The following is a 26,186-nucleotide window of genomic DNA, read 5'->3' as shown; positions in this document are numbered from 1 at the left end:
ACGAAGCATTCTTTATCGGCGCTTTGGTGGAAGGGGTGGGGCCGATGTCTCCCACAGTCTGTACTGGGCTAACAGTCAGAAGCTGGCTTTTGGTCCCACCCACCCCTTCGAGTCCTACCATACAAGCGGGCTTGCTCGCGAAGAGGCCAACACGGTCTAAATAGATAAACGCACAGCCAAAGCCGCCAACGTCACCAACAACACCGGCACCGTCAACACAATCCCGACCTTGAAGTAATACCCCCAACCAATGTGAATCCCCTTGCGCTCCAGCACATGCAGCCACAGCAACGTGGCCAGACTGCCAATCGGCGTGATCTTCGGCCCCAAGTCGCTGCCGATCACGTTGGCGTAAATCATCGCCTCCTTGATCACCCCGCTCGCCTGACTTGCATCAATCGACAGCAAACCGATCAGCACCGTCGGCAAGTTGTTCATGATCGACGACAACAGCGCCGTCAGCACGCCCGTGCCCAACGCCGCGCCCCACACGCCGTGGCCGGCAAACATATCCAGCCAGCCGGCCAGATAACCGGTGAGCCCGGCATTACGCAAGCCGTAGACCACCAGATACATGCCCAACGAGAAAATCACGATCTGCCACGGCGCTTCTTTCATCACCTTGCGCGTGGAAATCTTGTGACCGCGAGCGGCGATGCCCAGCAGCAGTGCGGCGCAGACAGCGGAAATCGCGCTGATCGGAATGCCCAACGGCTCAAGGGCGAAACAGCCGATCAACAGAATCGCCAACACCGCCCAACCGGCATAGAACGTGGCTTTGTCGTGGATCGCGGTTTCGGGGCGTTCAAGTTGATCGGGGTCGTAGGCCTTGGGAATGTCACGGCGGAAGAACCACAGCAACATGCCCAACGTCGCCGCGACGCTGACGAAGTTGACCGGCACCATCACCGCCGCGTAGCGGTTGAAGCCGATGTGGAAGAAATCTGCCGAGACGATGTTGACCAGGTTCGACACCACCAGCGGCAGGCTTGCGGTGTCGGCGATAAAGCCTGCGCCCATGACGAAGGCCAGAGTCGCAGCCGGAGAAAAGCGCAGCGCCAGCAGCATGGAAATCACGATTGGCGTGAGGATCAGCGCCGCGCCGTCGTTGGCGAACAACGCCGACACCAGCGCGCCGAGCAGCACCATAAAGGCAAACAGCTTGCGCCCACTGCCCCGCCCCCAGCGCGCCACATGCAACGCAGCCCAGTTGAAGAAACCGGCCTCGTCGAGCAGCAGACTGATGATGATCAGCGCAACAAAGGTGCCGGTGGCGTTCCAGATGATCTGCCAGACCAGCGGGATATCGCTCAGATGCACAACGCCAAAGATCAACGCCAGCACAGCGCCGAGCGTCGCACTCCAGCCGACGCCGAGGCCTTTGGGTTGCCAGATGACAAGGGTAATGGTCAGCAGGAAAATCAGTGACGCAGCAAGCATCCGCAACAGCCTTGTTCGATAGTAGTTTTCAGGAGCGAACAGAGTACCTGTGGCGAGGGGATTTATCCCCGTTGGGTTGCGAAGCGACCCCCTGCGTTCGTCAGTCATACCGAGCTAGCAGGTTTTGCGACTGCTTCGCAGCCGAACGGGGATAAATCCCCTCGCCACAGGAGTTATCAAGCGAAACTATTTTTTGTGTTGCTCGACGAACTGTCCGTAAGCATTGATAAAGCTTTGCAGGAAAGGTTTCACCGATTCACTCAACTTCCCCGCTTCATCAAACGCTGTCCCCGCACCGCCCAGATAAGCCTCTGGTTGCTGCATGCAGGGTACATTGAGAAACACAAACGACTGGCGCAGGTGCTGGTTCGCGCCGAAACCGCCAATGGCCCCCGGCGAAACGCTGATCACTGCGCCCGGCTTGCCGCTCCAGGCGCTCTTGCCGTAGGGCCGCGAGCCGACGTCGATGGCGTTCTTCAGCGGTGCGGGCACCGAGCGGTTGTACTCCGGCGTAACAAACAGCACCGCGTCGGAAGAACCGACTTTTTGCCGGAAAGTACTGTAGGCTGCCGGCGGTGAATCGCCATCAATGTCTTCGTTATACAGTGGCAGATCGCCAATCTCGACAATGCTCAGTTTCAGGTTCGCCGGTGCCAGTTCCGCCAGCGCCAGGGCGACTTTGCGGTTGATCGATGCTTTGCGCAGGCTACCGACTATGACGGCGACGTTATAGACATTGCTCATGGAAGACTCTCGATGTCCGTGGGGGAGCCTGTAGTTATAGATGATCCCGTGACGATTCCACCAGCAGACGAGGGAAAAATCCCGGCTGCTGAATATTTTTTTCGTGCAGGAAAACTTACAGCGCTGGATGGCGGTCTTAAAACCGCAAATCAAGCGTTTTATCTCCAGAGGTTCTAAACAGATGGCAGCAGTACTCGTCGGTCAGTTCCATGCAAGAGATGCGGAAGGCCGCGTTTATTCCGTGCATGAATTCCAGGAATCCAACCCGTCGGCAGACGGTCTCACTGGCTCGGAGCCGATTTACAAACTGGCCATCGGCGATCGTATCAAGAAGATCGACGACCAGACATTCGAACTGGTTCAGTCGGGTATCACCCTGACCCGCGAACCTGAGCCAACCGTCGCTTCATAACTCGTCGTTATGAGCAGAAGTCATATGCGCAGAGTTGGGTTAGGATCAGTCACTGACCCCACCTGCTGAACATGGACTTCACGCATGCGTTTACGCCATATCGAAGTGATTCAGGCGCTCTTGCAGACCGGTCACCTGGGCACCGCCGCCGAATGGCTGCAGTTGCCAGTGACCGAGGTCGAAGAGCGTTTGCGCGAAGCCGAGAGTCAGTTGGGGTTCATGCTGTTCGCCAGCGTTCGCGGACGCTTGCAATCGACGCCGGAAGCGCGGGCGCTGCAAGTCGAAATCGCCCACGTTTATGAAGCGCTCGAGCCGGTTCAGCGTCTGGCCAGCAGCCTCAAACAGTACCTCGCCCCTCCCTTGCGCATCATCGGCACCCCGCCGCTCACCCAACATCTATTACCGCAAAGCCTCGCCGCCCTGCGCCGACGCCTGCCCGATGCACCGTGCAGCCTGCTCAGTGCGCCGACCCGCGACATCGTCCGCACCCTGCTGCTGCGCGAAAGCGATTTGGGCCTGAGCCTGCACGATCCCGAACATCCCGACATTGATTGCCAGCCACTGGCTCACGGCAAACTGCAACTGCTCGCGCCCCACGGTTGGCTGCAGCCGAAGCAGAAATACATTTCTCTACAGGATTTGGCCGGTCAGGCGATGATCGGCCTCGACGGTCAGGATCCGCTAAGCCCGGCACTGGAAAACAAACTCCAGGCCTTGCGCCCGGCGCCGAGCATCCAGACTCGCGTGCAAACCCATCAGATGATGCGCAGCATGGTTGAGGCAGGCGAAGGCCTGGCCATCGTCGACCCGTTCACTGCCCTCGGTGCGCGCGCCGGCGGCCTCGATGTCTGCCCACTGTCGCCGGCGGTACCGATCAGCCTCTACGCGCTGACCTATAAACACTGCGCGCCGTCAGCGGCAATTCAGACCTTGCTGACAATCGTCACGGAACAAGCCGAGGCGATGCTGTCGAGCTGAGCGGGTTTTCCAGCGGATTATCAAACAGTCGATACCAGAACAGCGCCACTTCGGCGGTGTTCGGATCAATGCCGCGATAGCGCAGCTCGTCGACACCGCCAATCACATAGCCGCAACGCTCATACAACCGGCAAGCACCGAGGTTGTTGTTCTGGGTTTCGAGCATGATCCCCGGCAGCTTCTTCTTGCGGCTCCAGAATTGCGCGACATCCAGCAACGCTTTGGCCACGCCATGCCGCCGGGCCGGCGCGTGCACCGCCAATTCATCGATATGGGCGAAGCCGTTCCAGTTGGTGCTGATCACCAAATGGCCCACCGCCTCGTCATCCAGATACGCCATGAAAATCGCACTGTCCGGCGCATCGCGGAAACTGCTGAATTCTTCGGGGTCGATGCCGTAGCACTTGCGGTACGGCACGATGGGTGTCACCCGCCACTGCTCGACAGGCTGACCAATCACCGCCGCGCCGTAAGCGGCCACCTCAAAACTGAAGTCGCTGCCCCAGATATAGGGCGCAAAACCTTCGTCGGCGACACGCACCGACAGGCCTGGGTATTTTGGATTCACGGCCGGTTGCATACTGGGAAAAGTCCTCATTCCTTCACACAATCGACGGTGTATTGCCGCCCATTGCCCTCGTCTTCGTGCTGCAATCCATGCACATCCGCGACAAAACCGGGGAAGCTGCTATCGAACGTGCGAGCAAATTTCAGGTAATCGATGATCGAACGGGTCGATTCGGTAAAGCGTTCGCCGGGCATGATAAGCGGAATTCCCGGGGGATACGGCACCAGCATCACGGCGGCAATCCTTCCTTCCAATTCATCGATCGGCACCGCCTCGACTTCGCCGCGCACCAGATGATCGTAGGCGTGAGCCGGTTTCATGGCGATTTCGGGGAGCACGGTGTACATGCGTTTCAGGTGTTTGGCCGTGGCGTTGCTGCGATAACAGGCGTGCAGTTGATCACAGAGGTCGCGCAGGCCCATGCCGCGATAGCGCGCAGTGTCCTCTTGCGCCACGCACGGCAGGCACGTGTCGAGGCGCACGTTGGCGTCGTAACTGCGCTTGAACTCCAGCAGTTCGGTGAGCAGCGTGCTCCATTTACCTTTGGTGATGCCCATGGAGAACAACACCAGAAACGAATACAGGCCGGTTTTTTCGACGACCAAGCCGCGTTCCCAGAGGAATTTGCTGACCACCGCGGCCGGGATGCCCTTTTCGCTTAACGCGCCGCCCGCGTTGAGGCCCGGCATCACCAGGGTCACTTTGATCGGGTCGAGCAGCACATAATCGTCGCTGACATCGCCGAAACCGTGCCAGTCGGCATCGGGTTTCAGCAACCAGTCTTCGGTCTGCACGCGGTCAATACCTTCGACGCCGGGCGGCTGCCAGATCGAAAACCACCAGTCATCCGCAGCAATGTGCTGACGCAGATTCGCCAGCGCACGACGGAAGCTCAGCGCTTCATCAAAAGTTTCCTGCAACAACGAACGTCCGGCCGGGCCCTCCATCATCGCCGACGCCACGTCCAGCGAAGCGATGATGCTGTATTGCGGCGAGGTCGAGATGTGCATCATGAACGCTTCGTTGAAACGGTCACGATCCAGCTGCCGTGCACCGCCGTCCTGCACATGAATCATCGAGGCCTGACTGAATGCCGCGAGCAGTTTGTGCGTGGAATGGGTGGTGAACACCAGCGGACTGTCTTCGCTGCGCGAGGTGGCCATGCCGTAACGTCCGGCAAAGAATTCGTGGAACGCCGCGTAGGCGTACCAGGCCTCATCGAAATGCAGGACTTCAACGCTGTTACCGAGTTTTTGCTTGATCAGCTCGGCGTTGTAGCAGAGGCCGTCATAGGTCGAGTTGGTCACCACTGCCAGTTTGACTTTTGGCGTGCGACCCTTGGTCAGCGGGCTCGCATCGATCTTGACTTGAATCGATTCGCGGCTGAATTCACTCAACGGGATCGGGCCGATGATCCCCAGTTCATTGCGCTCCGGGCACAGGTACAACGGGATCGCGCCGGTCATGATGATCGCGTGCAGCACCGACTTGTGGCAGTTGCGGTCGACCAGCACCAGATCATCGCGAGCGACCATCGAGTGCCAGACAATCTTGTTGGCGGTCGAGGTGCCATTGATCACGAAAAAGGTGTGATCGGCGCCGAAATTGCGCGCCGCACGCGCCTCGGCTTCAGCGAGCGGGCCGGTGTGATCGAGCAGTGAGCCGAGTTCCGGCACGGACACCGACAAGTCGGAACGTAGTGTGTTCTCCCCAAAAAACTGGTGGAACGCCTGCCCTACCGGACTCTTGTGATAGGCCACACCCCCGCCATGCCCGGGGGTATGCCACGAATAATTTGAGTCGGCGGTGTGCTGCACCAGCGCTTTGAAAAACGGCGGCAGCAAACCATCCAGATACTTGCGCGCCGCCCGCGCTACTTGCCGGGCGAGAAACGGCACGGTGTCTTCGAACAGATAGAGAATGCCGCGCAGTTGGTTGAGCTCAGCCATGGCATCGGCCGGGGCGTTCTCCAGGGTGACTTGTTCGCCCAAGGCAAAGATCGGCAGATCCGGGGCGCGCACCCGCGCGAGGCCAATGAGTTCAGCCATGTTCTGCAACAGATGCGAGTTGGTTGAGGCATCCTCGGCGGCAATCAGCATGCACGCGAGGCCATGATGGGTCGACGCGACCAGACGCCCTTCCGTGTAGTCGGTGGCAGAGACGATGCTGAAACCTTCCTGCTCCAGTTCCCGGGCGATGCCACGGATGCGGTCACCGGCGACCGTGTCGGCCTTGATGTCGCGATGGACGATCAACACCGGAAACTTCAAATCTTTGTACATGGGGCTCAGTGTCCTGAGGCGGCAGAAATGAATCTGCCAATGCACTCAGGGTAGAGGGTTGCAGCGAATGTGGCGAGGGTGGCCAGTTGGCTTCATGCCTGTAAAAGCAAAAGATCGCAGCCTTCGGCAGCTCCTACATGAGAATGCGTTCCCTGTAGGAGCTGCCGCAGGCTGCGATCCTTTGATCTTTTAAACCTGAGCGTCAGCCTCAGCAATCTGTGTCCACATCGCCGGCCCACCCGCCGACTTGGCAATAATCTCCAACCGCACCAGATGCGCCGCCAATTCATCCTCAGTCGCACGAATAATCCGCGCAGGCTGGCGATCTACCGGCAAACGGCGAATCTCGGTGGCCGAGTTGTCCGCGCCCTCGCCCGATCCGTTACCGTCAGAAGCATTGCCCGCCAGCGACAGACTGGTCTGGCCGCCGGTCATGGTCAGGTAGACGTCGGCAAGAATCTCCGAGTCGAGCAACGCGCCGTGCAGTTCACGACCGGAGTTGTCGACGCCGTAACGTTTGCACAAGGCATCGAGGCTGTTGCGCTGTCCCGGGTGACGTTCCCGGGCCATCATCAGGGTGTCGAGGATCGAGCAGTGCTGCGTGATGTCAGCGCGATCCTTCGCGCCCATCAAGGCGAATTCGTTGTTGATGAAGCCAACGTCGAACGCCGCGTTATGGATGATCAGTTGCGCGCCTTTGATGAACTCGAAGAACTCGTCGGCGACTTCATTGAAACGCGGCTTGCCGACGAGGAATTCGTTGGTGATGCCGTGAACGCCAATCGCGCCTTCGTCACTCTCGCGATCCGGTTGCAGATAGACGTGGAAATGCCGGCCCGTCAGGCGCCGACCGATCAGTTCGACACAACCGATTTCGATAATCCGGTGACCATCGGTCACCGGCATGCCGGTGGTTTCGGTATCGAGTACAACGGATCTGGTGGCCATCAGTGCTCAGCTCTCAACGGGTCAATCGTGCAAAAACGCGGATGTTAACACGCTCGGCGGGGGGTTTCAGTCAGACCGTGGCGCCCCATTCGCGAGCAGGCTCGCTCCCACATTGGAATGCATTCCAGTTCAAGGAAGGTACAGATCAGATCTGGAATGCATTTTCCTGTGGGAGCGAGCCTGCTCGCGAATGGCAACACCACGATATAACGGAAGAAATCAGCTCTGCTTGTACCCGCGAACCTCGTCCACCCCACGGTTCGCCAACTGGTCAGCCCGTTCGTTACCATGATGGCCGATGTGCCCACGCACCCACTTCCATTTGACGGTGTGGCGGTTGACCTGCTCGTCGAGCTCTTTCCACAAATCAGCGTTTTTCACCGGTTCTTTCGCCGCCGTTTTCCAGCCGCGCTTTTTCCAGTTGGCCATCCACTCGTTGATGCCCTTCATCACGTATTGCGAGTCGGTCACCAGCAGCACTTCGCACGGACGCTTCAAGGCTTCGAGGCCACGAATGGCGCCGAGCAATTCCATGCGGTTGTTGGTGGTGTTGGCTTCGCCGCCCCACAGTTCCTTTTCAACGCCCTTGCACACCAGCAAGGCGCCCCAGCCGCCCGGGCCGGGATTGCCTTTGCAGGCGCCGTCAGTGAACAGTTCTACGGTGTCGACGCTTTCAACGCTTTCGCTCATGCCACTCTATCCAGAAAAATACGTGCCTTGCCGATCACGGATCGACAATGACCAAGGCCGGGACAAACCCGGCCACAATTAAAAGAAGGTTTACGGTTCGATACGGCGGCGGTTGACCTTGGCCATCGGCAGCGGAATCAGCTTGCCCATCGGCTCGCGACGTTCCTGCCGCAACGGCCGCAGGCCCACCACGATCTTGCGCGCGACCAATAAATAGAAGCCGCCGCCCGACAATTGCCAGTCACCGGCCTTGCGTTCCCAGCCGGCCAGACGGCCCTGCCACTTGGCTGACGCGAGCGGCGGACGATAGCACCCGAAGCGGCGTTTCTCCAGCGCGAAGCCCAGCAGGTTGAGCCAGTCGGCGACCCGCGATGGCGATATGCAGCGCGCCTGACGCAAGGCGTCGTGGGCGAAAACATGACGCAGGCCCCACGTGCTCCACGGGTTGATGCCGATGATCAGCAAATGGCCACCGGGGCGCACACTGCTCGCCGCTTCACGCAGCAAACCGTGAGGCGACAGGCAAAAATCCAGACCGTGCTGCATCACCACCACATCCGCCGCGTGTTCGCTCAAAGGCCAGGCCTGCTCTTCGCAGACAATCTCAACCCCCGGCAGCGGCGCGCCAAGGCGGACGTTGCGCTGCACTTGCGGCGCCGACGGTGGCGTTTCAGCGGACGGGCCGTAATGCACCAGATAACCGCCAAAGAACCGGCCGAGCTCGTCTTCCAGCATGCGCCGCTCCTCGTCGAGCAGAAATTGCCCGAGCGGGCCGGACAGCCATTCACGGGCGGCACCGATCAGTGCCAGCCAGTCAGGATCAGCCTGTGCGAACGCTTTATCACTCATCGCATTCTCCAAAGCGCCAGGAACTACTAAGATGCGCCAATGTTTCCCGCTTGGCGAATTCCGACGATGATACAGATCAGTGCCCTGCCCGCGTTCACCGATAACTACATCTGGTTGTTACAAGATCACCGCAGCCAACGTTGCGCCCTGGTCGACCCGGGTGATGCCGCGCCCGTCGAGGCGTGGCTTGATGCACATCCGGACTGGGTCTTGAGCGATATTTTGATCACTCACCATCACCATGACCACGTTGGCGGCGTCGAACGTCTGAAACACATCAGCGGCGCGACCGTTTATGGCCCGGCCAGCGAAAATATCCCGGCGCGCGACGTGGCGCTGAACGACAACGACACCGCCAGCGTGCTCGGCTGGGACTTTGATGTCTATGCGGTGCCCGGTCACACCTTGGGACACATTGCTTATTATCACCACGGTCTGCTGTTCTGCGGCGACACTCTGTTTGCCGCGGGTTGCGGTCGCCTGTTCGAGGGTACGCCCGATCAGATGCACCACTCGCTCAGCCGTCTCGCCGCACTGCCCGAAGACACCCTCGTCTATTGCACCCACGAATACACCCTGAGCAATCTCAAATTCGCCGCAGCGGTCGAACCGACCAATGCCGACATTGCCGCCCGTCTGGAAAAAGTTACCCAACAACGGCAAAACGGCGTGATGACCCTGCCGTCAACTTTGGCACTGGAAAAGCTCACAAATCCGTTTTTACGCACCGCTGAAACATTAGTTAAACAAAAAGTGGACGAACGGGCAGGCGCTCAAAACCGGGCGCCGAGTGAGGTTTTTGCGGCTCTGCGGGCTTGGAAAGATAAGTTCTAAGCAGTGGTCTGCTTGGTACAAAAATTCTCAATGGTTGACCGCAGGGGGTGCGCTTTCTAGAATCGCCCGACATTTTTGCCCGGAACTTACTTCCAGCCAATGTCGTCATCCATACGTAAGTCCGTCAATTCAGACGCATTGACCCGCTTGGCGCAAGCCATCGCGGTGGCTGTGTCCGCCACGCTGGCGGGCTGTTCAAGCCATGCTCCGCAGACTGAAGCGACCCATACGCCGAACATTGCTGCGCGAGCCAAGCAAAAGCCGATCTGGCTCAGCGAAAAGCCCACTCCACAGATTCCTCAGGACGTCTGGGAGCGCATGCGCGAGGGCTTCCAGTTGCAGGAAGGCCTGGGCGTGAACCCGCGCATCGAGCAACAGCGCCTGTGGTTTGCCAGCAATCCTTCATTCCTTGAGAACGCCGGCGATCGCGGCAGCCTCTACATTCATTACATCGTCGAACGCCTCGAAGAACGCAACATGCCGCTGGAACTGGCGCTGCTGCCAGTGATTGAAAGTGCCTACAACCCGATGGCCTACTCCCGCGCTGACGCGGTTGGCCTGTGGCAATTCATTCCTTCCACCGGGCGTTACTTCAACCTGCGCCAGACCCGCTTCTACGATGGTCGTCGCGACATCACCGCCTCGACCACTGCCGCACTCGATTACCTGACCCGTCTGCACGACATGTTCAACGGTGACTGGCTGCTGGCGCTCGCCGCGTATAACGCCGGTGAAGGCACGGTCAGCCGCGCCATCGAACGTAACGAGAAACTCGGTTTGCCAACCGACTACTGGAACCTGCCGCTGCCGTCGGAAACCCAGGCCTACGTGCCGAAGTTGCTGGCGCTGTCGCAAGTGGTGCAGTCGCCGGAAGCGTACGGGGTCAACCTCAACCCGATCGCCAACGAACCGTACTTCCAGGTCGTCGAAATCAATCAGCGCATGGATCTGTCCAAAGTCGCTGAAGTGGCCAACATCGACGAAGACGAACTGTTTCAGCTCAACCCTGCCTACAAACAGCGCATCACCGTCGACGGCCCTCAGCATTTGCTGGTGCCAACGTCGAAGGCGCAATTGCTGACCACCAGCCTGCAGACCATGTCGCCGGACGAGTTGATCAGCAAACGCTCCTTGAAACCGGTGTTTGAAGGCGCTGATCCGACGGAAGTGGCGAAGCTGAAACGCGCCTACCGCGTCAAGCGTGGCGACAACCTCGGCTCCATCGCCAAGGCCAACAAGGTTGAAGTGAAGGATCTGCAACGCTGGAACAAGCTGACCGGCAAAAACCTCAAGGTTGGTCAGACCCTGGTGATGCGCGACACGAGCAAACCAAGCAAGAGCCGCAGCTCGGGCCGGGTCAACACGGTGATTGCGACCAACAGCAAGAGCAAAAAAGGCGATAGCAAGCAGCAGACTCAGTACAAGGTTAAGCGCGGCGACACGTTGTACGTGGTGGCCAAGCGTTTCAATGTTGAGATGCAGCATCTCAAGCGCTGGAATCCGGGTGCGAGCAAGGCTTTGAAGCCGGGGCAGATGCTTACGGTTTATCAGCCGCACTGACAGAAGAGCCCCTGAGATTTCGGGGGCTTTTTTTTGGTTCGGGTTTTTTGGTGTTCTTGAGATCCATCCCCCTCACCCCAGCCCTCTCCCCCAAAGGGTAGAGGGGAAAGGGAGCCGATTGGGGGCTATTCAGAATTTGAGTTCGGCTCGGTATCGCAAGTCGGCGTACCTCCCGCAAACACCTCGGTCAGTCCCCTCTCCCTCCGGGAGAGGGCTAGGGTGAGGGGCTGTCAGGCAAGTGGATTAACCCCCCATTAACCCGCGATCTTTTTCCTGTCCAGACAAGCTGTTACTGTACGGCCCACAAAGCCCAAGCCGCCTGGATCAGATCTGACTTGAAGCGTCCCCTCCTCCTGCTCCTGATCAGCCTGGCCTTGAGCTCAACCGCAAGCGCGACGATTACCGAAAGTCACGGTTATGCGCAGTTCGGCACGCTCAAGTACCCGGCCAGATTTACCCACTTCGACTGGGTCAACCCGCAAGCGCCCAAGGGCGGTACGTTGCGGGTGATGGCGTTCGGCACCTTCGATACGGTCAACCCATACACCTTCAAGGGCACCAGCCCGGTCACCACGCCGAATTTCCTCCAGTACGGCATCAACGAGCTGAACGAGCCGCTGATGGTCGGCACTGGCCAGTATTCGCCTTCCGGTGACGAGCCGGCGTCAAGCTATGGCTTGATCGCGCAATCGGTGGAATACAGCGAAGATCGCAGCTGGGTGGTGTTCAATCTGCGCCCCGAAGCACGTTTCCACGACGGCACGCCGATCACCGCTTATGACGTCGCGTTCTCCTACCGCTTGCTGCTCAAGGAAGGTCATCCGCTGTACCGCACCGCCCTTCAGGAAGTGCTGCGCGTCGATATCCTCAATCCGCAGCGCATTCGCTTCGTGCTCAAGCGCTCGGGCAATCCGCTGTTGATCCTGCGCCTCGGGGAATTGCCGGTGCTGCCGCAGCACTACTGGAAAGACCGCGACTTCAAAGCCACCACCTTCGAACCGCCGCTGGGCAGCGGCCCGTATCGCATTACTTCGGTGACGCCGGGTCGGCAGTTGATCTTCGAGCGGGTCAAGGATTACTGGGGCAAGGATCTGGCGGTCAATCGCGGCAAGTACAACTTCGATCGCATGGAAGTCGAGTTCTACCGCGACAGCGATGTCGCCTTCGAAGCGTTCAAGGCCGGCGAGTTCGACATCTACATCGAGCATCAGGCGAAGAACTGGGCCAACGGCTACAACTTCCCGGCCATCCGCCGTGGCGACGTGATCAAGGCGCAGATCCCGCACCAGATCCCGACCCAGAGTCAGGGCCTGTTCATGAACACCCGCCGCGCCACGTTCGCCGACGTCAAAACCCGCGAAGCGCTGGGGCTGATGTTCGACTTCGAGTGGACCAACCGCGCGCTGTTCAGCGATGCCTACAAGCGCACCACCAGTTACTACCCGAACAGCGAATTCAGCGCCAGCGGCCTGCCGGTCGGGCACGAATGGCTGATGCTCAAGCCGTACAAGGAGCAACTGCCGGCCAAGCTGTTCACCGAGCCGTTCACGTTGCCGCAAACCGACGGCCGCGGCATTCCTCGCGAGACCATGCGCAAAGCGCTGGCCCTGCTCGCCGAGGCCGGCTGGAAGCTCAACGGCCAGCGTCTGCAAAACGTCGATGGCCAGCCGCTGCGCTTCGAACTGCTGCTGGTCAACCCGAATCTGGAGCGCATCCTCCAGCCGTACATTGAGAACCTCAACAGCATCGGCATCGACGCGCGCCTGCGCACGGTCGATCGCGCGCAGTACAAACAGCGCCTCGATCAGTTCGATTTCGACATGATCCTGATGACGCTCAACCAGACCCTCAGCCCGGGCCTTGAGCAGTGGCAGTACTTCCATTCCAGTCAGGTCGGGGTCAAGGGCAGCAAGAATTACGCGGGCATCGCCAACCCGGTGGTCGATCACCTGCTCGAACAATTGCTCGCCGCGCGCACCCGCGATGAACAGGTCGCCGCCGGCAAGGCGCTCGACCGCGTGCTGCTCTGGCAGCACTACAGCATTCCCAACTGGTACCTGAATTATCACCGCCTGGCCTACCGCAACCGGTTGGCCTTTGTTACCACGCCGCCCTTCACCCTGGGCCTGAGCGCGTGGTGGCTGAAGTCTTCGGAGAAAGATCGATGAAACCCATCCGCGCCCTGCTCGTCCAGGCCAGCGGCTTGCTGTTCGCCGGGCTGGCCTTGGCCGCCCCGCAACACGCCGTGACCCTGTACAACGAGCCGCCGAAATACCCGGCCGATTTCACGCATTTCGATTACGTGAATCCCGACGCGCCCAAGGGCGGCGTATTCCGTCAGGCCGGTTTCGGCGGCTTCGACAGCCTCAACCCGTTTATCAGCAAAGGCGTGCCGGCCGATGACATCGGGCAGATCTACGACACCCTGACCAAACACAGCCTCGACGAGCCGTTCACCGAATATGGCCTGATCGCTGGCAAGATCGAAAAGGCCCCGGACAACAGCTGGGTGCGGTTCTACCTGCGCCCCGAAGCACGTTTCCACGACGATCATCCAGTGCGCGCCGACGACGTGGTGTTCAGCTTCAACACGCTGACCAAGGAAGGCTCGCCGATGTATCGCGGCTACTACAGCGACGTGTCCGAAGTCATCGCCGAAGACCCGCTGAAAGTGCTGTTCAAGTTCAAGCACAACAATAATCGCGAGTTGCCGCTGATCCTCGGCCAGTTGCCGGTGCTGCCAAAACACTGGTGGGCCGATCGCGACTTCAGCAAGGGCAATCTGGAAATTCCGCTCGGCAGCGGCCCGTACAAGGTTGCCGAAGTGAAGGCCGGCCGTTCGATACGGTACGAGCGGGTCAAGGATTATTGGGGCAAGGATCTGCCGGTCAACCGTGGCTTCTACAATTTCGACACGATGACCAGCGATTACTACCGCGACAACACCGTCGCCGTCGAAGCGTTAAAGGCCGGGCAGTTCGATTTCTGGCTGGAGATGACCGCGAAAAACTGGGCCAACGCTTACAACATCCCGGCCGTCACCGAGGGCCGTTTGATCAAGGAATTGATCCCCAACAGCAACCCGACCGGCATGCAGGGTTTCGTCTACAACCTGCGCCGTCCAGTGTTCCAGGACATACGGGTGCGTCAGGCGCTCGGTCTGCTGTTTGACTTCGAATGGACCAACAAACAACTGTTCAACGGCGCCTACTTCCGCACCCGCAGCTATTTCGAAAACTCGGAAATGGCCGCCACCGGCCTGCCCGACGCCGATCAACTGGCGATCCTCGACCCGTTCCGCAACAAGCTCCCGGCGCAGGTGTTCAGCGAAGCCTTCGACAACCCGAAGACCGACGCCAGCGGCATGATCCGCAATCACCAGCGCGAGGCCTATCAACTGCTGCAAGAGGCCGGCTGGAAGATCGTCGACGACAAAATGGTCGACGCCACCGGCAAACCGGTGGTGATCGAATTCCTCCTCGCCCAGACCGAATTCGAACGCGTGTTGCTGCCGTTCAAGCGCAACCTCAGCGACCTTGGCATCGAACTGGTGATCCGCCGCGTCGACGTTTCGCAGTACATCAACCGCGTGCGTTCGCGGGACTTCGACATGATCGTCGGCAGCTTCCCGCAATCCAATTCGCCGGGTAACGAGCAGCGCGAATTCTGGATGAGCGCCGCTGCCGACAAGGCCAGCAGCCGCAACACCATGGGCTTGAAGGATCCGATCGTCGATCAACTGGTTGAGAACCTGATCAATGCCGACTCGCGCAAAAGCCTGGTGGCCCACGCCCGCGCGCTGGATCGCGTGTTGCAATGGGGCTACTACGTGGTGCCCAACTGGCACATCAAGACCTGGCGCGTGGCGTACTGGAATCACATCGGCCATCCGAAGGTCTCACCCAAGTACGACATCGGCATCAACACCTGGTGGGTCAAGCCTGACGCTAAACCGGCGGTAGAAGTCGAAACCAAACTGCAAGCCGACCCTGCGGGCACGGAGTAATCAGATGCTGGCGTATATTTTTCGGCGACTGCTGCTGATCATCCCGACCCTGTTCGGCATTCTGCTGATCAACTTCGTGATCATTCAGGCCGCGCCCGGTGGCCCGGTGGAACAGATGATCGCCAAGCTTGAAGGCTTCGAAGGCGCCACCAGTCGCATCGCTGGCGGCGGTGCCGAGGTCTCGGTGGCTGGCTCGTCCTATCGCGGCGCGCAGGGGCTGGACCCGGCGCTGATCAAGGAAATCGAGCACATGTACGGGTTCGACAAGTCGGCCCCGGAACGCCTGTGGATCATGGTCAAGAACTACGCCTCGCTGGATTTCGGCGACAGCTTTTTCCGCGACGCCAAGGTCATCGACCTGATCAAGGAAAAGATGCCGGTGTCGATCTCGCTCGGTCTGTGGAGCACGTTGATCATGTACCTGGTGTCGATCCCGCTGGGGATCGCCAAGGCCACGCGGCACGGCAGTCACTTCGATGTGTGGACCAGTTCGGCGATCATCGTCGGCTACGCGATCCCGGCGTTCCTTTTTGCGATCCTGCTGATCGTGGTATTTGCCGGCGGCAGTTATCTCGACTGGTTTCCGTCACGCGGGCTGACCTCGAACAACTTCGATGAGCTGAGTTTCGGCGGCAAGATCCTCGATTACTTCTGGCACCTCGCGCTGCCAGTTACGGCACTGGTAATCGGCAACTTCGCGACCATGACCCTGCTGACCAAAAACAGCTTCCTCGACGAAATCAACAAACAGTACGTAGTCACCGCCAAGGCCAAAGGCCTGACCCGCCATCGCGTGCTCTACGGCCACGTGTTTCGCAACGCCATGCTGTTGGTGATTGCCGGTTTTCCGTCGGCGTTCATCGGCATCTTCTTCACCGGTTCGCTGCTGGTGGAAGTGATTTTCTCTCTGGACGGTCTCGGCCTGATGAGTTTCGAAGCGGCGATCAACCGCGATTACCCGGTGGTGTTCGGCACCTTGTTCATCTTCACCCTGCTCGGGCTGGTGGTGAAACTGATCGGCGACCTCACCTACACCCTGGTCGATCCGCGCATCGACTTCGAAAGCCGGGAGCATTGAGATGAACCTGTCCCCTCTCAACCGCCGCCGCTTCGAACTGTTCAAAGCCAACAAGCGCGGCTGGTGGTCGCTGTGGCTGTTTCTGATTCTGTTCGGGCTGAGCCTCGGCGCCGAGCTGATCGCCAACGACAAGCCGTTGGTGGTGCATTACGACAACAATTGGTACTTCCCGGCGATCAAGCGCTACCCGGAAACGACGTTTGGCGGCGAATTCCCGCTGGAAGCCAACTACAAGAGCCCGTACATCCGCGAGCTGCTCAAGGCCAAGGATGCGTGGGTGTTGTGGGCGCCGATTCCGTACAACTACCAGAGCATCAATTACGACCTGAAAGTCCCGGCGCCGGCGCCACCATCGGCGGACAACCTACTCGGTACCGACGATCAGGGTCGCGATGTGCTGGCGCGGGTGATTTACGGCTTCCGTATTTCCGTGCTGTTCGCGCTGACGTTGACCGTGTTGAGTTCGATCATCGGCGTGATTGCCGGCGCACTGCAGGGTTTTTATGGCGGCTGGGTCGATCTGGCCGGGCAGCGTTTTCTGGAGATCTGGTCGGGGCTGCCGGTGCTGTACCTGCTGATCATTCTCGCCAGTTTTGTGCAGCCGAATTTCTGGTGGCTGCTGGGGATCATGCTTCTGTTCTCGTGGATGAGCCTGGTCGACGTGGTGCGCGCCGAGTTCCTCCGGGGTCGCAACCTCGAATACGTGCGCGCGGCGCGGGCGCTGGGCATGCAGAACGGCGCGATCATGTTCCGCCACATCCTGCCGAACGCGATGGTCTCGACCATGACATTTATGCCGTTCATCCTCACTGGCGCCATCGGCACCCTCACTGCGCTGGACTTTCTCGGTTTCGGTTTGCCGGCCGGCAGTCCGTCGCTGGGTGAACTGGTCGCGCAGGGCAAATCCAACCTGCAAGCGCCGTGGCTGGGCATCAGCGCCTTTGCCGTGCTGGCCTTGATGTTGAGTTTGCTGGTGTTTATCGGCGAGTCTGCTCGCGATGCCTTCGACCCGAGGAAGTGAAATGAATCAGGACAATCTGATCGAAGTGCGTGACCTCGCCGTCGAATTCGGTTTCGGCGAGCGCGTGCACCGCGTCGTCGAGGGCGTGAGTTTCGACATCAAGCGTGGCGAAACCCTGGCGTTGGTCGGCGAATCGGGCTCGGGCAAATCGGTGACGGCACACTCGATCCTGCGGTTGTTGCCCTACCCGATGGCCCGCCATCCAGCCGGCAGCATCAATTACGCCGGGCAAAACCTGCTGGACCTGAGCGAAAAAACCATTCGGCACATTCGCGGCAATCGCATCGCGATGATCTTTCAGGAGCCGATGACCTCGCTGAACCCGTTGCACTCGATCGAGAAGCAGATCAACGAAGTCCTCGGCATCCACAAAGGCCTGACCGGCAAAGTCGCGACCAAGCGCACTTTGGAGCTGCTGGAGATGGTCGGCATCCCTGAGCCGCACAAGCGCCTCAAGGCCCTGCCCCACGAATTGTCCGGTGGCCAACGCCAACGGGTGATGATTGCGATGGCCTTGGCCAACGAGCCGGAACTGCTGATTGCCGACGAGCCGACCACGGCACTGGATGTGACCGTTCAGCTGAAAATTCTCGATTTGCTCAAGGAATTGCAGGCCCGATTGGGCATGTCGCTGCTACTGATCAGTCACGATTTGAACCTCGTGCGAAGAATTGCGCATCGTGTATGTGTCATGCAGCGCGGTTGCATCGTCGAACAGGCATCGTGCGAAGAGCTGTTCCGTTCGCCGCAGCATCCGTACACTCGGGAATTGCTCGGCGCGGAGCCCAGCGGAGGCCCGGCGACCAATAAAATCGGCGCGCCGTTGCTTGAGGTCGAGGACTTGAAAGTCTGGTTCCCGATCAAGAAAGGCCTGCTCAAACGCACGGTAGATCACGTCAAGGCAGTGGACGGCATCAATTTCAGCCTGCCTCAGGGTCAGACTTTGGGGATTGTGGGGGAAAGCGGTTCCGGCAAATCCACGCTGGGTCTGGCGATTTTGCGTTTGATCGGCAGCAAAGGCGCGATCCGCTTTGAGGGCAAGCAGCTAGACTGCCTGACGCAGAACGAGGTTCGCCCGTTGCGTCGGGAGATGCAGGTGGTGTTTCAGGATCCGTTTGGCAGCCTGAGCCCGCGCATGTGTGTCAGCGATATCGTTGGCGAAGGCCTGCGGATTCACAAAATGGGCACCGCCGAGGAGCAAGAGGCGGCGATTATTGCGGCATTGAAGGAGGTAGGTCTGGATCCGGAAACCCGGCACCGCTACCCCCACGAATTTTCCGGTGGGCAACGGCAGCGAATTGCCATTGCGCGGGCTTTGGTGCTGAAACCGGCGCTGATCCTGCTGGACGAGCCGACTTCGGCCCTCGACCGGACGGTGCAGCGGCAAGTAGTGGAGCTGTTGCGTTCACTGCAAGCCAAGTACAACCTGACGTATTTGTTTATCAGCCATGACCTGGCTGTCGTCAAAGCGCTGAGCCACCAGTTGATGGTGGTCAAGCATGGCCAAGTGGTCGAACAGGGAGACGCGCAAAGTATTTTTGCCGCCCCCCAACATCCGTATACACAGCAGTTGCTGGAAGCCGCTTTTTTGGCACCAGCTACTGCGCAATAACCTGAAAGAGGAGCAACACATGGGTTTTCTCGCCGGTAAGCGCGTACTGATCGTCGGTGTCGCCAGCAAGCTGTCCATCGCATCCGGCATCGCTGCCGCCATGCATCGCGAGGGCGCTGAGCTTGCCTTCACTTATCAGAACGACAAACTGAAAGGTCGTGTTGAAGAATTCGCCCAAGGCTGGGGTTCGAGCCCTGAGCTGTGCTTCCCGTGCGACGTGGCCAGCGATGAAGAAATCGCCAAGGTCTTCGAAGCACTGAGCAAGAAGTGGGACGGCCTGGACTGCATCGTCCACTCCGTTGGTTTCGCCCCGGGCGACCAACTGGACGGCGACTTCACCGAAGCCACCACCCGTGACGGTTTCCGCATCGCTCACGACATCAGCGCCTACAGCTTCGTGGCCCTGGCCAAAGCCGGCCGCGAAATGATGAAAGGCCGCAACGGCAGCCTGCTGACCCTGTCGTACCTGGGCGCCGAGCGCACCATGCCGAACTACAACGTGATGGGCATGGCCAAGGCTTCGCTGGAAGCTGGCGTGCGTTACCTGGCCGGCTCCCTGGGCCCGGACGGCACCCGCGTCAACTGCGTATCGGCTGGCCCGATCCGTACCCTGGCAGCGTCGGGCATCAAGAACTTCCGTAAAATGCTGGCCGCCAACGAAGCGCAAACTCCGCTGCGTCGCAACGTCACCATCGACGAAGTCGGCAACGCCGGCGCCTTCCTGTGCTCCGACCTGGCGTCGGGCATCAGCGGCGAAATCATGTACGTCGACGGCGGCTTCAACACCACCGCCATGGGCAACATCGAAGAGTGATCTTCGCTTAGCCGATAAAAAAACCCGCCAATCTGGCGGGTTTTTTTATGCCCGCAACCCCGCCTCCTGTGGGAGCGGGCTTGCTCGCGAAAGCGGTGGGTCAGGCGATGACGATGTTGAAGGGATGGACGCCTTCGCGAGCAAGCTCGCTCCCACAGGGATCTAGGGTGAAACGGTGTTTTGTGAACACCCGCGAAACCTGTGGGAGCGGGCTTGCTCGCGATGGCAGTGGGTCAGGCAATGATGATGTTGAAGGGATGGACGCCTTCGCGAGCAAGCCCGCTCCCACAGGGGGTTTGTGGTGAAACGGGGTTTTGGGAACACCCGAGAAACCTGTGGGAGTGAGCCTGCTCGCGATGGCGGTGGGTCAGGCGATGATGATGTTGAAGGGATGGACGCCTTCCCGAGCAGGCTCGCTCCCACACGGGGTTTGTGGTGGAACGGGGTTTTGTGAACACCCGCGCAACCTGTGGGAGCGGGCTTGCTCGCGAAAGCGGTGGGTCAGGCAATGATGATGTTGAAGGGATGGACGCCTTCGCGAGCAGGCTCACTCCTACAGGGGATTTGTGGAGAGACGGGATAACGAGAGCACCCGAGAAACCAATGGGAGCTGGCCTGCCAGCGATGGGAACCCGCATCAACAGCGCTTCAGGGCCTGCTTGTGCGCATACATCGCGCCATCCGCGTCGGCGAGCAAGCGATCCACGGTTTCATGGCGTTTGGCGTCGTACTCGATCTGCCCGACGCTGAAGCGAATCGCATAACCCCGATGCAGCGTGGCATTACGCTCTTCAAGGATCTCCTTGAGCCGCGCCATGATCGCCGTGGTTTCGATATGACTCGACCCCGTCAGCAGCGCGACAAACTCATCCCCACCCAACCGCCCCACCACATCGCTCTCGCGAAAGGCAATTCGCAGCACATCGGCAAAGGTCTTCAGCGCGCTGTCGCCCTCGGCATGCCCGTAAAGATCGTTGATCTGCTTGAAATCATTCAGATCAAAAAACAGCAACGTCGCCGGCCGCTCCAGCCGTGCGCAGGCGTCCAGCGCATGCTGCGCCAGTTGCTTGAACCCGCGACGATTGGACAGCAACGTCAGTTCGTCCATGCTCGCCATCTGCACGGCCGTCAGTTCTTGCTCGGCCATTTCCGCCAGATCACGCAAGAGCGCGCGTTCTTCGTCATCAAGTTCGCGAGGTTTGGTGTCGAGCAGGCACAACGTGCCCATTTTATTGCCGTTGGGCACGGTCAGCGGGTAACCGGCATAAAAGCGAATATTCGGCTCGCCGGTCACCAGCGGATTATCGTGGAAACGCACGTCCTCCCGCGCATCCGGGACCAGCAGCAGACCATCATTGAGAATCGCATGCCCGCAGAACGAGATATCCCGTGGTGTCTCGGTAGCCGCCAGGCCCACGCAGGACTTGAACCACTGACGATCCTTGTCGACCAGCGTCACCAGCGCAATCGGCACATTGAACAGTCGTTTGGCCAGCCGCGTCAGCCGATCGAAACGCTCCTCCGGCGCTGAATCGAGAAGGTCGAGGCCGTGCAGCACCTGAATTCGCGCCGCTTCATTGGCAGGTTTTCCTGGAACCAGCATTCGCACACTCCGTTGGCATCAATGACTTTCAGCGTAGCGCAAATCAGCGCAGGGTCACCCCATCAGATGCCCGCCACCGGACACGGCCCGCCCGCGTCGGCCCAGAGCTTGAATTGCTCGACAAAAATGTCATGCGGCACCGGCACCGGCGCGCGCCCTGCCCCGGGATTCCAACCCCACAGCACCAGTTTGTCTTCACTGACGTGTTTGATCAGCGCAGCAAAATCGCGGTCGCCGTTGCTGGAACGATCCTTGATCATCGCGCAGAGTTTGTCCGGTGGCAGGCCGATCCAGGCCATTTTGTGCGCCGCCGGCGGCAGGCTCCAATGCGGTGCGCCCGGCGGTGCATGCGGGCCGTAACTGGCCGGCGGATTGTTTTCTGCGTGACAGGTGGCGCAGGGCAAACCGGCCGCGCCCTTGCCGTCCATACCGCGCACCACATTCATCGCATGCGGAACGCCCGCGTCGAACTGCAGCGGCGAATCGCCGGGGATATGGCAGTTCTGGCAGCGCGGACTCTGGAAGACTTTCTGCACCGTGCCGAACGCCTTCAATGCTTCCTGATCATCGGCAAACAAGTCCGAGGCATAACCGCCGAGCCCCAGCAAAACCACCGTGCCCAACACTAGATGTCGTTTCATCTCACACCCCCGACAGTTGCAGCGGCAACTCGCGCAGACGCTGCCCGGTCAGGGCGAACACCGCGTTGGCCACCGCTGGCGCAGTCGGCGGCACACCGGCCTCGCCGATGCCGCCGGGTTTGTCGCTGCTGGGCACGATGTGCACTTCCACTACCGGCATCTCGTTGAGCCGCAGCACCTGATAATCGTGGTAGTTGGACTGCACCACCGCGCCGTCCTTGAGCGTCAGTTTGCTGTGCAGCGCCATGCCCAGGCCGAAGGTGATGCACGATTCCATCTGCGCGGCGATGCTCTGCGGATTCACCGCGATCCCGCAGTCCACCGCGCAAACCACGCGGTGCACGCGAATCGCCAGATTGTCCTGCGACACCTCGGCGACTTGTGCCACGTAACTGCCAAATGACTCATGCACCGCCACGCCGAGTGCATGACCATCCGGCAACGGAGCCTTCCAATTGGCCTTCTCCACCGCCAGATTCAAAACACCTAGATGCCGAGGATGATCCTTGAGCAAGGTTCGTCGGTACTCGACTGGATCCTTGCCCGCCGCCGTGGCCATTTCATCGATCAGCGATTCCATGACAAAACCGGTGTGGCTATGGCCCACCGAACGCAGCCACAACACATTGATGCCAGTCTGTGGCGAATGCAGATCGACCTGATGATTGGCCAGACCTTTGACGTAAGGACTGTCGGAAACGCCTTCGACCGAAGTGGGATCGATGCCGTTCTTGACCATCGTCGCCTCCATCAACGTGCCGGTCATGATCGACTGCCCGACCAACACATGCTGCCAACTCGACGGCAAACCATCAGCGCCCAAACCGATCTTCGCCTGATGCAGGAACATCGACCGGTAGTAACCGCCACGAATATCGTCTTCCCGCGACCACACGGTTTTCACCGGCATCGCCGCGGCTTTCGCCACTTGCACCGCTTCAGCGACGAAGTCCGACGTTGGATTGGCTCGACGCCCAAAACCGCCGCCAAGAAACTCGGTGTGGATTTCCACTTGTTCAGGCTTCAACCCGGTGATCTTGCCGGCGACCATTTGATCCAGCGTCTGAAACTGCGTACCCGTCCAGATCTCGCATTTCTCGGCACTGATCTTCACCGTGCAATTGAGCGGTTCCATCGGCGCATGGGCCAGATACGGCACGCTGTATTCGACATCGATTTTCTTCGTGGCTTTGCCAAAAGTGCCCTTGGCATCCCCGGCCTGACTGGCTGACGTGCCTTGCGTCGTGGCCAGTTTGCGGAAACTCTCCAGCAATTTTTCACTGCTCAGATCCGCATGCGGGCCCAGATCCCAGTCAATCTTCAGCGCATCTCGCCCGAGCTTCGCCGCCCAATAATGATCGGCAATCACCGCGACACCGGTCGGCACTTGCAGCACTTTGTGCACGCCCGGCACCGCCAACGCTTCGGCGCCTTCGAAGGATTTGACGCTGGCACCAAACACCGGCGCGCGCGCGACCATCGCCGTCATCAAGCCTTCGAACTGCACATCCATGCCGAACTTGGCGCGGCCGGTGATTTTCTCCGGCGTGTCGAGGCGCTTGGTGGGTTTGCCGATGACTTTCCAGTCCTTGGCTTCCTTGAAAGTGATCGACTTTGGATCCGGCACGGGGAGTTGCCCGGCGGCGTCCGCCAGCTCGCCGTACGTTGCACGTTGATCGCCGGCAATCACCACGCCCGACTCGGTGCGAATCGCCGAGGGCGCCACTTCAAAACGCTTCGCCGCTGCTTCAACCAACATTTGCCGAGCGGTCGCGCCTGCCAGCCGATAGCGATCGAACTCCATCCATGTCGACGTCGAACCGCCGGTAATCTGCATGCCGCCAAACCCCGGCATGCCGTAATCCGCTGCTGATGCGGGCGAATGCTCGACGCGGATCTTCGACCAATCAGCATCCAGTTCTTCGGCGATCAGCATGGTCAGGCCCGTCCAGATGCCCTGGCCCATCTCCGAATGCCCGAGCAACACGGTGACGCTGTTGTCCGCCGCGATGCGCAAAAACGCATTCGGCGCAAAGACCTTGCCTTCGTTCTCGGCCGCATAGGCAAACTTATGTCCGCCGGGGACGACGAACGCCACCACCAAACCGCCGCCCAACACGGCGCTACCCTTGAGAAAACCCCGACGCGATACAGGACTGTTCATCACCCGACTCCCACGTAATCAATCAGCCGATTTCCGATGCACGCTTCACCGCTGCGCGGATTCGCGGATAGGTGCCGCAGCGGCAGATATTGCCGGAGAGCGCCTGGTCGATATCGCTGTCGGTGGGTTTGGGGATTTTCGCCAACAAAGCGGCGGCAGACATGATCTGCCCCGACTGGCAGTAACCGCACTGCACCACGTCAAGTTCAGCCCAGGCTTGCTGCACCGGGTGCGAACCGTCGGTGGACAGGCCTTCGATGGTGAGAATTTTCTGCCCGTGGGCCACGGCGGTTGCGGGGGTGATGCAGGCGCGCAACGGCGCCCCGTCGACGTGCACGGTGCAGGCCCCGCACTGGGCCATGCCGCAGCCGAATTTGGTACCGGTCAGGTGCGCGACATCGCGCAGAACCCAGAGCAACGGCATGTCCGCGGGGACATCGAGCTCCTGATCCTTGCCATTGATATTCAAGGTCAGCATCGGGGAATTTCCTCAGACTCACGGTGTTCTGAAGGGGCGCCGCTGTGGCCAAACATGCCTACGCGCGCCTCGGCTTATCCCTTTCAGCAAAGCCTAAATTGCGCATGAAGCCAGACGTTGCGACCACCGGTCATGCAGATGTCGACTTTAATCCTACAGTTGATAACGGCTCGCACCCGAGCCATCCCCTTAGAAAACGCCTCACGAGCGAAACCGCTCCGCGCCCACCGCGCGGGTTATCCATCACATTGGTCTGGAGTAGCGAACATGGGATTTGTCACCACCAAAGACGGCGTCGAAATCTTCTACAAAGACTGGGGCCCGAAAGACGCGCCGGTGATCCACTTCCACCACGGCTGGCCGCTGAGCTCCGACGATTGGGATGCACAAATGCTGTTTTTCCTCGGCAAAGGCTTTCGGGTGATTGCCCATGACCGCCGTGGCCACGGGCGTTCGAGCCAGGTCTGGGACGGCCACGACATGGATCACTACGCCGACGATGCGCTGGCGGTGGTCAATCACCTCGGTGTGAAGAATGTTGTGCATGTCGGCCACTCGACCGGTGGCGGTGAGGTCATTCATTACATCGCCCGGCATGGCCAGGACAACGTCGCCAAAGGCGTGTTGATCAGCGCGGTGCCGCCGCTGATGGTGCAGACCGAGAGCAATCCGGGTGGGTTGCCGAAATCGGTATTCGATGAGTTTCAGGCGAATTTGGCGGCGAATCGAGCACAGTTTTATCGGGATATTCCGACCGGGCCGTTTTACGGCTACAACCGGCCGGGGGCGAAGGCGTCCGAAGGGGTGATCGACAATTGGTGGCGCCAGGGCATGATTGGCGGGGCGAAGGCGCATTACGACGGGATCGTGGCGTTTTCGCAGACGGACTTCACCGAAGACCTGAAGAAAGTCACCGTGCCGGTGTTGGTAATGCACGGTGAGGATGACCAGATTGTGCCGTACGCCAACTCGGCGCCGTTGTCGGCGAAGTTGCTGCCCAACGGCACACTGAAGTCGTACCCGGGGTTTCCACACGGAATGCCGACGACGGAGGCGGATACCATAAACGCGGATCTGCTGGCATTTATTCGCGGCTAAAATTGCTGGTCATACACACTCTCCCCTGTGGGAGCGAGCCTGCTCGCGAATGCGGTCTGTCCGTCAATGTTGGGCTGACTGACCCACTGCTTTCGCGAGCAGGCTCGCTCCCACAATGACGTGTGCCAATCCTCAATTCTGAGATCCACACCCATCCCCTGTGGGAGCGAGCTTGCTCGCGAATGCGGTCTGTCCGTCAATGTTGGGCCGACTGATCCACTGCTTTCGCGAGCAAGCCTGCTTGTATGGTAGGACTCGAAGGGGTGGGTGGGACCAAAAGCCAGCTTCTGACTGTTAGCCCAGTACAGACTGTGGGAGACATCGGCCCCACCCCTTCCACCAAAGCGCCGATAAAGAATGCTTCGT

General features: G+C 59.8%; 22 protein-coding genes. 11 read left to right on the top strand and 11 right to left on the bottom strand.

The annotated features are described in order from the left end of the window. Positions 1-156: 156 nt before the first annotated feature. A complete protein-coding gene (locus GVL50_RS25875; protein ID WP_159815523.1) occupies positions 157-1,440 on the bottom strand; it encodes an arsenic transporter in 1,284 nt (427 codons plus the stop codon). 186 nt (positions 1,441-1,626) lie between these two features. Continuing rightward, on the bottom strand, positions 1,627-2,184 hold the full coding sequence (locus tag GVL50_RS25870) for an NADPH-dependent FMN reductase (protein ID WP_159815522.1): 558 nt from the start codon (positions 2,182-2,184) through the stop codon (positions 1,627-1,629). Positions 2,185-2,365: 181 nt separating this feature from the next. On the opposite strand from GVL50_RS25870, the gene GVL50_RS25865 reads away from it, so the two are divergent. Together GVL50_RS25865 and GVL50_RS25860 are read left to right on the top strand one after the other, a co-directional pair. Beyond that, entirely contained in the window at positions 2,366-2,596 is a 231-nt protein-coding gene (locus GVL50_RS25865) for a hypothetical protein (RefSeq protein WP_053119399.1), read from the top strand. An 84-nt stretch (positions 2,597-2,680) separates the two neighbouring features. Further along, on the top strand, positions 2,681-3,574 hold the full coding sequence (locus GVL50_RS25860; protein ID WP_159815521.1) for a LysR family transcriptional regulator: 894 nt from the start codon (positions 2,681-2,683) through the stop codon (positions 3,572-3,574). On the opposite strand, the gene GVL50_RS25855 is transcribed toward GVL50_RS25860, so the two are convergent. The 5 genes from GVL50_RS25855 to GVL50_RS25835 form a co-directional block, all read right to left on the bottom strand. Beyond that, a complete protein-coding gene (locus GVL50_RS25855; protein WP_053119395.1) occupies positions 3,540-4,154 on the bottom strand; it encodes a GNAT family N-acetyltransferase in 615 nt (204 codons plus the stop codon). The genes GVL50_RS25860 and GVL50_RS25855 overlap by 35 nt on opposite strands. 14 nt (positions 4,155-4,168) lie before the next feature. Continuing rightward, complete coding sequence (locus GVL50_RS25850) at positions 4,169-6,424, bottom strand: Orn/Lys/Arg decarboxylase N-terminal domain-containing protein (protein WP_159815520.1); 2,256 nt, start codon at positions 6,422-6,424, stop codon at positions 4,169-4,171. Between the two features lie 189 nt (positions 6,425-6,613). Next, a complete protein-coding gene (gene dnaQ / locus GVL50_RS25845) occupies positions 6,614-7,372 on the bottom strand; it encodes a DNA polymerase III subunit epsilon (RefSeq protein WP_159815519.1) in 759 nt (252 codons plus the stop codon). Positions 7,373-7,591: 219 nt separating this feature from the next. After that, positions 7,592-8,062, bottom strand: a complete 471-nt coding sequence (gene rnhA / locus GVL50_RS25840; RefSeq protein ID WP_053119389.1) for a ribonuclease HI — start codon at positions 8,060-8,062, stop codon at positions 7,592-7,594. Between the two features lie 90 nt (positions 8,063-8,152). Continuing rightward, the gene (locus tag GVL50_RS25835; protein ID WP_053119387.1) at positions 8,153-8,911 is read right to left on the bottom strand and encodes a class I SAM-dependent methyltransferase; all 759 of its coding nucleotides are present in this window, start codon (positions 8,909-8,911) and stop codon (positions 8,153-8,155) included. Between the two features lie 66 nt (positions 8,912-8,977). Between GVL50_RS25835 and gloB the strand changes: the two genes are divergently transcribed. From gloB to fabI, 8 genes are all read left to right on the top strand, one after another. After that, positions 8,978-9,745, top strand: coding sequence for a hydroxyacylglutathione hydrolase (gene gloB / locus GVL50_RS25830; RefSeq protein ID WP_159815518.1), 768 nt, complete (start codon positions 8,978-8,980; stop codon positions 9,743-9,745). Positions 9,746-9,844: 99 nt separating this feature from the next. Then, complete coding sequence (locus GVL50_RS25825; protein ID WP_159815517.1) at positions 9,845-11,305, top strand: LysM peptidoglycan-binding domain-containing protein; 1,461 nt, start codon at positions 9,845-9,847, stop codon at positions 11,303-11,305. A gap of 335 nt (positions 11,306-11,640) precedes the next feature. Then, positions 11,641-13,473, top strand: a complete 1,833-nt coding sequence (locus tag GVL50_RS25820; protein ID WP_159815516.1) for an extracellular solute-binding protein — start codon at positions 11,641-11,643, stop codon at positions 13,471-13,473. Then, entirely contained in the window at positions 13,470-15,311 is a 1,842-nt protein-coding gene (locus tag GVL50_RS25815) for an extracellular solute-binding protein (RefSeq protein WP_159815515.1), read from the top strand. Before GVL50_RS25820 ends, GVL50_RS25815 begins: the two co-directional genes overlap by 4 nt. A 4-nt stretch (positions 15,312-15,315) precedes the next feature. Continuing rightward, positions 15,316-16,389, top strand: a complete 1,074-nt coding sequence (locus GVL50_RS25810) for a microcin C ABC transporter permease YejB (RefSeq protein ID WP_159815514.1) — start codon at positions 15,316-15,318, stop codon at positions 16,387-16,389. A gap of 1 nt (position 16,390) precedes the next feature. Beyond that, the gene (locus GVL50_RS25805; protein ID WP_053119376.1) at positions 16,391-17,410 is read left to right on the top strand and encodes an ABC transporter permease; all 1,020 of its coding nucleotides are present in this window, start codon (positions 16,391-16,393) and stop codon (positions 17,408-17,410) included. Position 17,411: 1 nt separating this feature from the next. Further along, positions 17,412-19,022: an ABC transporter ATP-binding protein gene (locus GVL50_RS25800; RefSeq protein WP_159815513.1), complete on the top strand. Its 1,611-nt coding sequence runs from the start codon at positions 17,412-17,414 to the stop codon at positions 19,020-19,022. Positions 19,023-19,041: 19 nt separating this feature from the next. Beyond that, the gene (fabI, locus tag GVL50_RS25795; RefSeq protein ID WP_007910591.1) at positions 19,042-19,836 is read left to right on the top strand and encodes an enoyl-ACP reductase FabI; all 795 of its coding nucleotides are present in this window, start codon (positions 19,042-19,044) and stop codon (positions 19,834-19,836) included. A 637-nt stretch (positions 19,837-20,473) separates the two neighbouring features. Here the strand turns inward: fabI and GVL50_RS25790 are convergent. From GVL50_RS25790 to GVL50_RS25775, 4 genes are all read right to left on the bottom strand, one after another. Next, positions 20,474-21,439, bottom strand: coding sequence for a sensor domain-containing diguanylate cyclase (locus GVL50_RS25790; RefSeq protein ID WP_159815512.1), 966 nt, complete (start codon positions 21,437-21,439; stop codon positions 20,474-20,476). A 62-nt stretch (positions 21,440-21,501) separates the two neighbouring features. After that, positions 21,502-22,080 carry a hypothetical protein gene (locus GVL50_RS25785; protein ID WP_159815511.1) on the bottom strand — a complete coding sequence of 193 codons (579 nt, stop codon included), beginning with the start codon at positions 22,078-22,080 and terminating at the stop codon, positions 21,502-21,504. A 1-nt stretch (position 22,081) separates the two neighbouring features. Then, positions 22,082-24,244 carry a xanthine dehydrogenase family protein molybdopterin-binding subunit gene (locus GVL50_RS25780; RefSeq protein WP_159815510.1) on the bottom strand — a complete coding sequence of 721 codons (2,163 nt, stop codon included), beginning with the start codon at positions 24,242-24,244 and terminating at the stop codon, positions 22,082-22,084. 22 nt (positions 24,245-24,266) lie between these two features. Beyond that, entirely contained in the window at positions 24,267-24,722 is a 456-nt protein-coding gene (locus tag GVL50_RS25775) for a (2Fe-2S)-binding protein (RefSeq protein ID WP_003224136.1), read from the bottom strand. Between the two features lie 267 nt (positions 24,723-24,989). On the opposite strand from GVL50_RS25775, the gene GVL50_RS25770 reads away from it, so the two are divergent. Beyond that, positions 24,990-25,820, top strand: a complete 831-nt coding sequence (locus tag GVL50_RS25770) for an alpha/beta fold hydrolase (protein ID WP_159815509.1) — start codon at positions 24,990-24,992, stop codon at positions 25,818-25,820. The last annotated feature ends 366 nt before the right edge of the window (positions 25,821-26,186 follow it).

Origin of the sequence: Pseudomonas sp. 18058 (assembly GCF_902706155.1) — a bacterium.
In the GTDB taxonomy this organism is placed as follows: Bacteria; Pseudomonadota; Gammaproteobacteria; order Pseudomonadales; family Pseudomonadaceae; genus Aquipseudomonas; species Aquipseudomonas rustica.
The sequence above is the reverse complement of the archived record's forward strand: the minus strand, read 5'-3'. Positions and strand labels throughout refer to the sequence as shown.

What these genes read in the sequence shown, in the direction of transcription:
- GVL50_RS25875 (WP_159815523.1), bottom strand. Translation starts at nt 1,440, where the DNA reads ATGCTTGCTGCGTCACTGATTTTCCTGCTGACCATTACCCTTGTCATC.
- GVL50_RS25870 (WP_159815522.1), bottom strand. Translation starts at nt 2,184, where the DNA reads ATGAGCAATGTCTATAACGTCGCCGTCATAGTCGGTAGCCTGCGCAAA.
- GVL50_RS25865 (WP_053119399.1), top strand. Translation starts at nt 2,366, where the DNA reads ATGGCAGCAGTACTCGTCGGTCAGTTCCATGCAAGAGATGCGGAAGGC.
- GVL50_RS25860 (WP_159815521.1), top strand. Translation starts at nt 2,681, where the DNA reads ATGCGTTTACGCCATATCGAAGTGATTCAGGCGCTCTTGCAGACCGGT.
- GVL50_RS25855 (WP_053119395.1), bottom strand. Translation starts at nt 4,154, where the DNA reads ATGCAACCGGCCGTGAATCCAAAATACCCAGGCCTGTCGGTGCGTGTC.
- GVL50_RS25850 (WP_159815520.1), bottom strand. Translation starts at nt 6,424, where the DNA reads ATGTACAAAGATTTGAAGTTTCCGGTGTTGATCGTCCATCGCGACATC.
- dnaQ (WP_159815519.1), bottom strand. Translation starts at nt 7,372, where the DNA reads ATGGCCACCAGATCCGTTGTACTCGATACCGAAACCACCGGCATGCCG.
- rnhA (WP_053119389.1), bottom strand. Translation starts at nt 8,062, where the DNA reads ATGAGCGAAAGCGTTGAAAGCGTCGACACCGTAGAACTGTTCACTGAC.
- GVL50_RS25835 (WP_053119387.1), bottom strand. Translation starts at nt 8,911, where the DNA reads ATGAGTGATAAAGCGTTCGCACAGGCTGATCCTGACTGGCTGGCACTG.
- gloB (WP_159815518.1), top strand. Translation starts at nt 8,978, where the DNA reads ATGATACAGATCAGTGCCCTGCCCGCGTTCACCGATAACTACATCTGG.
- GVL50_RS25825 (WP_159815517.1), top strand. Translation starts at nt 9,845, where the DNA reads ATGTCGTCATCCATACGTAAGTCCGTCAATTCAGACGCATTGACCCGC.
- GVL50_RS25815 (WP_159815515.1), top strand. Translation starts at nt 13,470, where the DNA reads ATGAAACCCATCCGCGCCCTGCTCGTCCAGGCCAGCGGCTTGCTGTTC.
- GVL50_RS25810 (WP_159815514.1), top strand. Translation starts at nt 15,316, where the DNA reads ATGCTGGCGTATATTTTTCGGCGACTGCTGCTGATCATCCCGACCCTG.
- GVL50_RS25805 (WP_053119376.1), top strand. Translation starts at nt 16,391, where the DNA reads ATGAACCTGTCCCCTCTCAACCGCCGCCGCTTCGAACTGTTCAAAGCC.
- GVL50_RS25800 (WP_159815513.1), top strand. Translation starts at nt 17,412, where the DNA reads ATGAATCAGGACAATCTGATCGAAGTGCGTGACCTCGCCGTCGAATTC.
- fabI (WP_007910591.1), top strand. Translation starts at nt 19,042, where the DNA reads ATGGGTTTTCTCGCCGGTAAGCGCGTACTGATCGTCGGTGTCGCCAGC.
- GVL50_RS25790 (WP_159815512.1), bottom strand. Translation starts at nt 21,439, where the DNA reads ATGCTGGTTCCAGGAAAACCTGCCAATGAAGCGGCGCGAATTCAGGTG.
- GVL50_RS25785 (WP_159815511.1), bottom strand. Translation starts at nt 22,080, where the DNA reads ATGAAACGACATCTAGTGTTGGGCACGGTGGTTTTGCTGGGGCTCGGC.
- GVL50_RS25780 (WP_159815510.1), bottom strand. Translation starts at nt 24,244, where the DNA reads ATGAACAGTCCTGTATCGCGTCGGGGTTTTCTCAAGGGTAGCGCCGTG.
- GVL50_RS25775 (WP_003224136.1), bottom strand. Translation starts at nt 24,722, where the DNA reads ATGCTGACCTTGAATATCAATGGCAAGGATCAGGAGCTCGATGTCCCC.
- GVL50_RS25770 (WP_159815509.1), top strand. Translation starts at nt 24,990, where the DNA reads ATGGGATTTGTCACCACCAAAGACGGCGTCGAAATCTTCTACAAAGAC.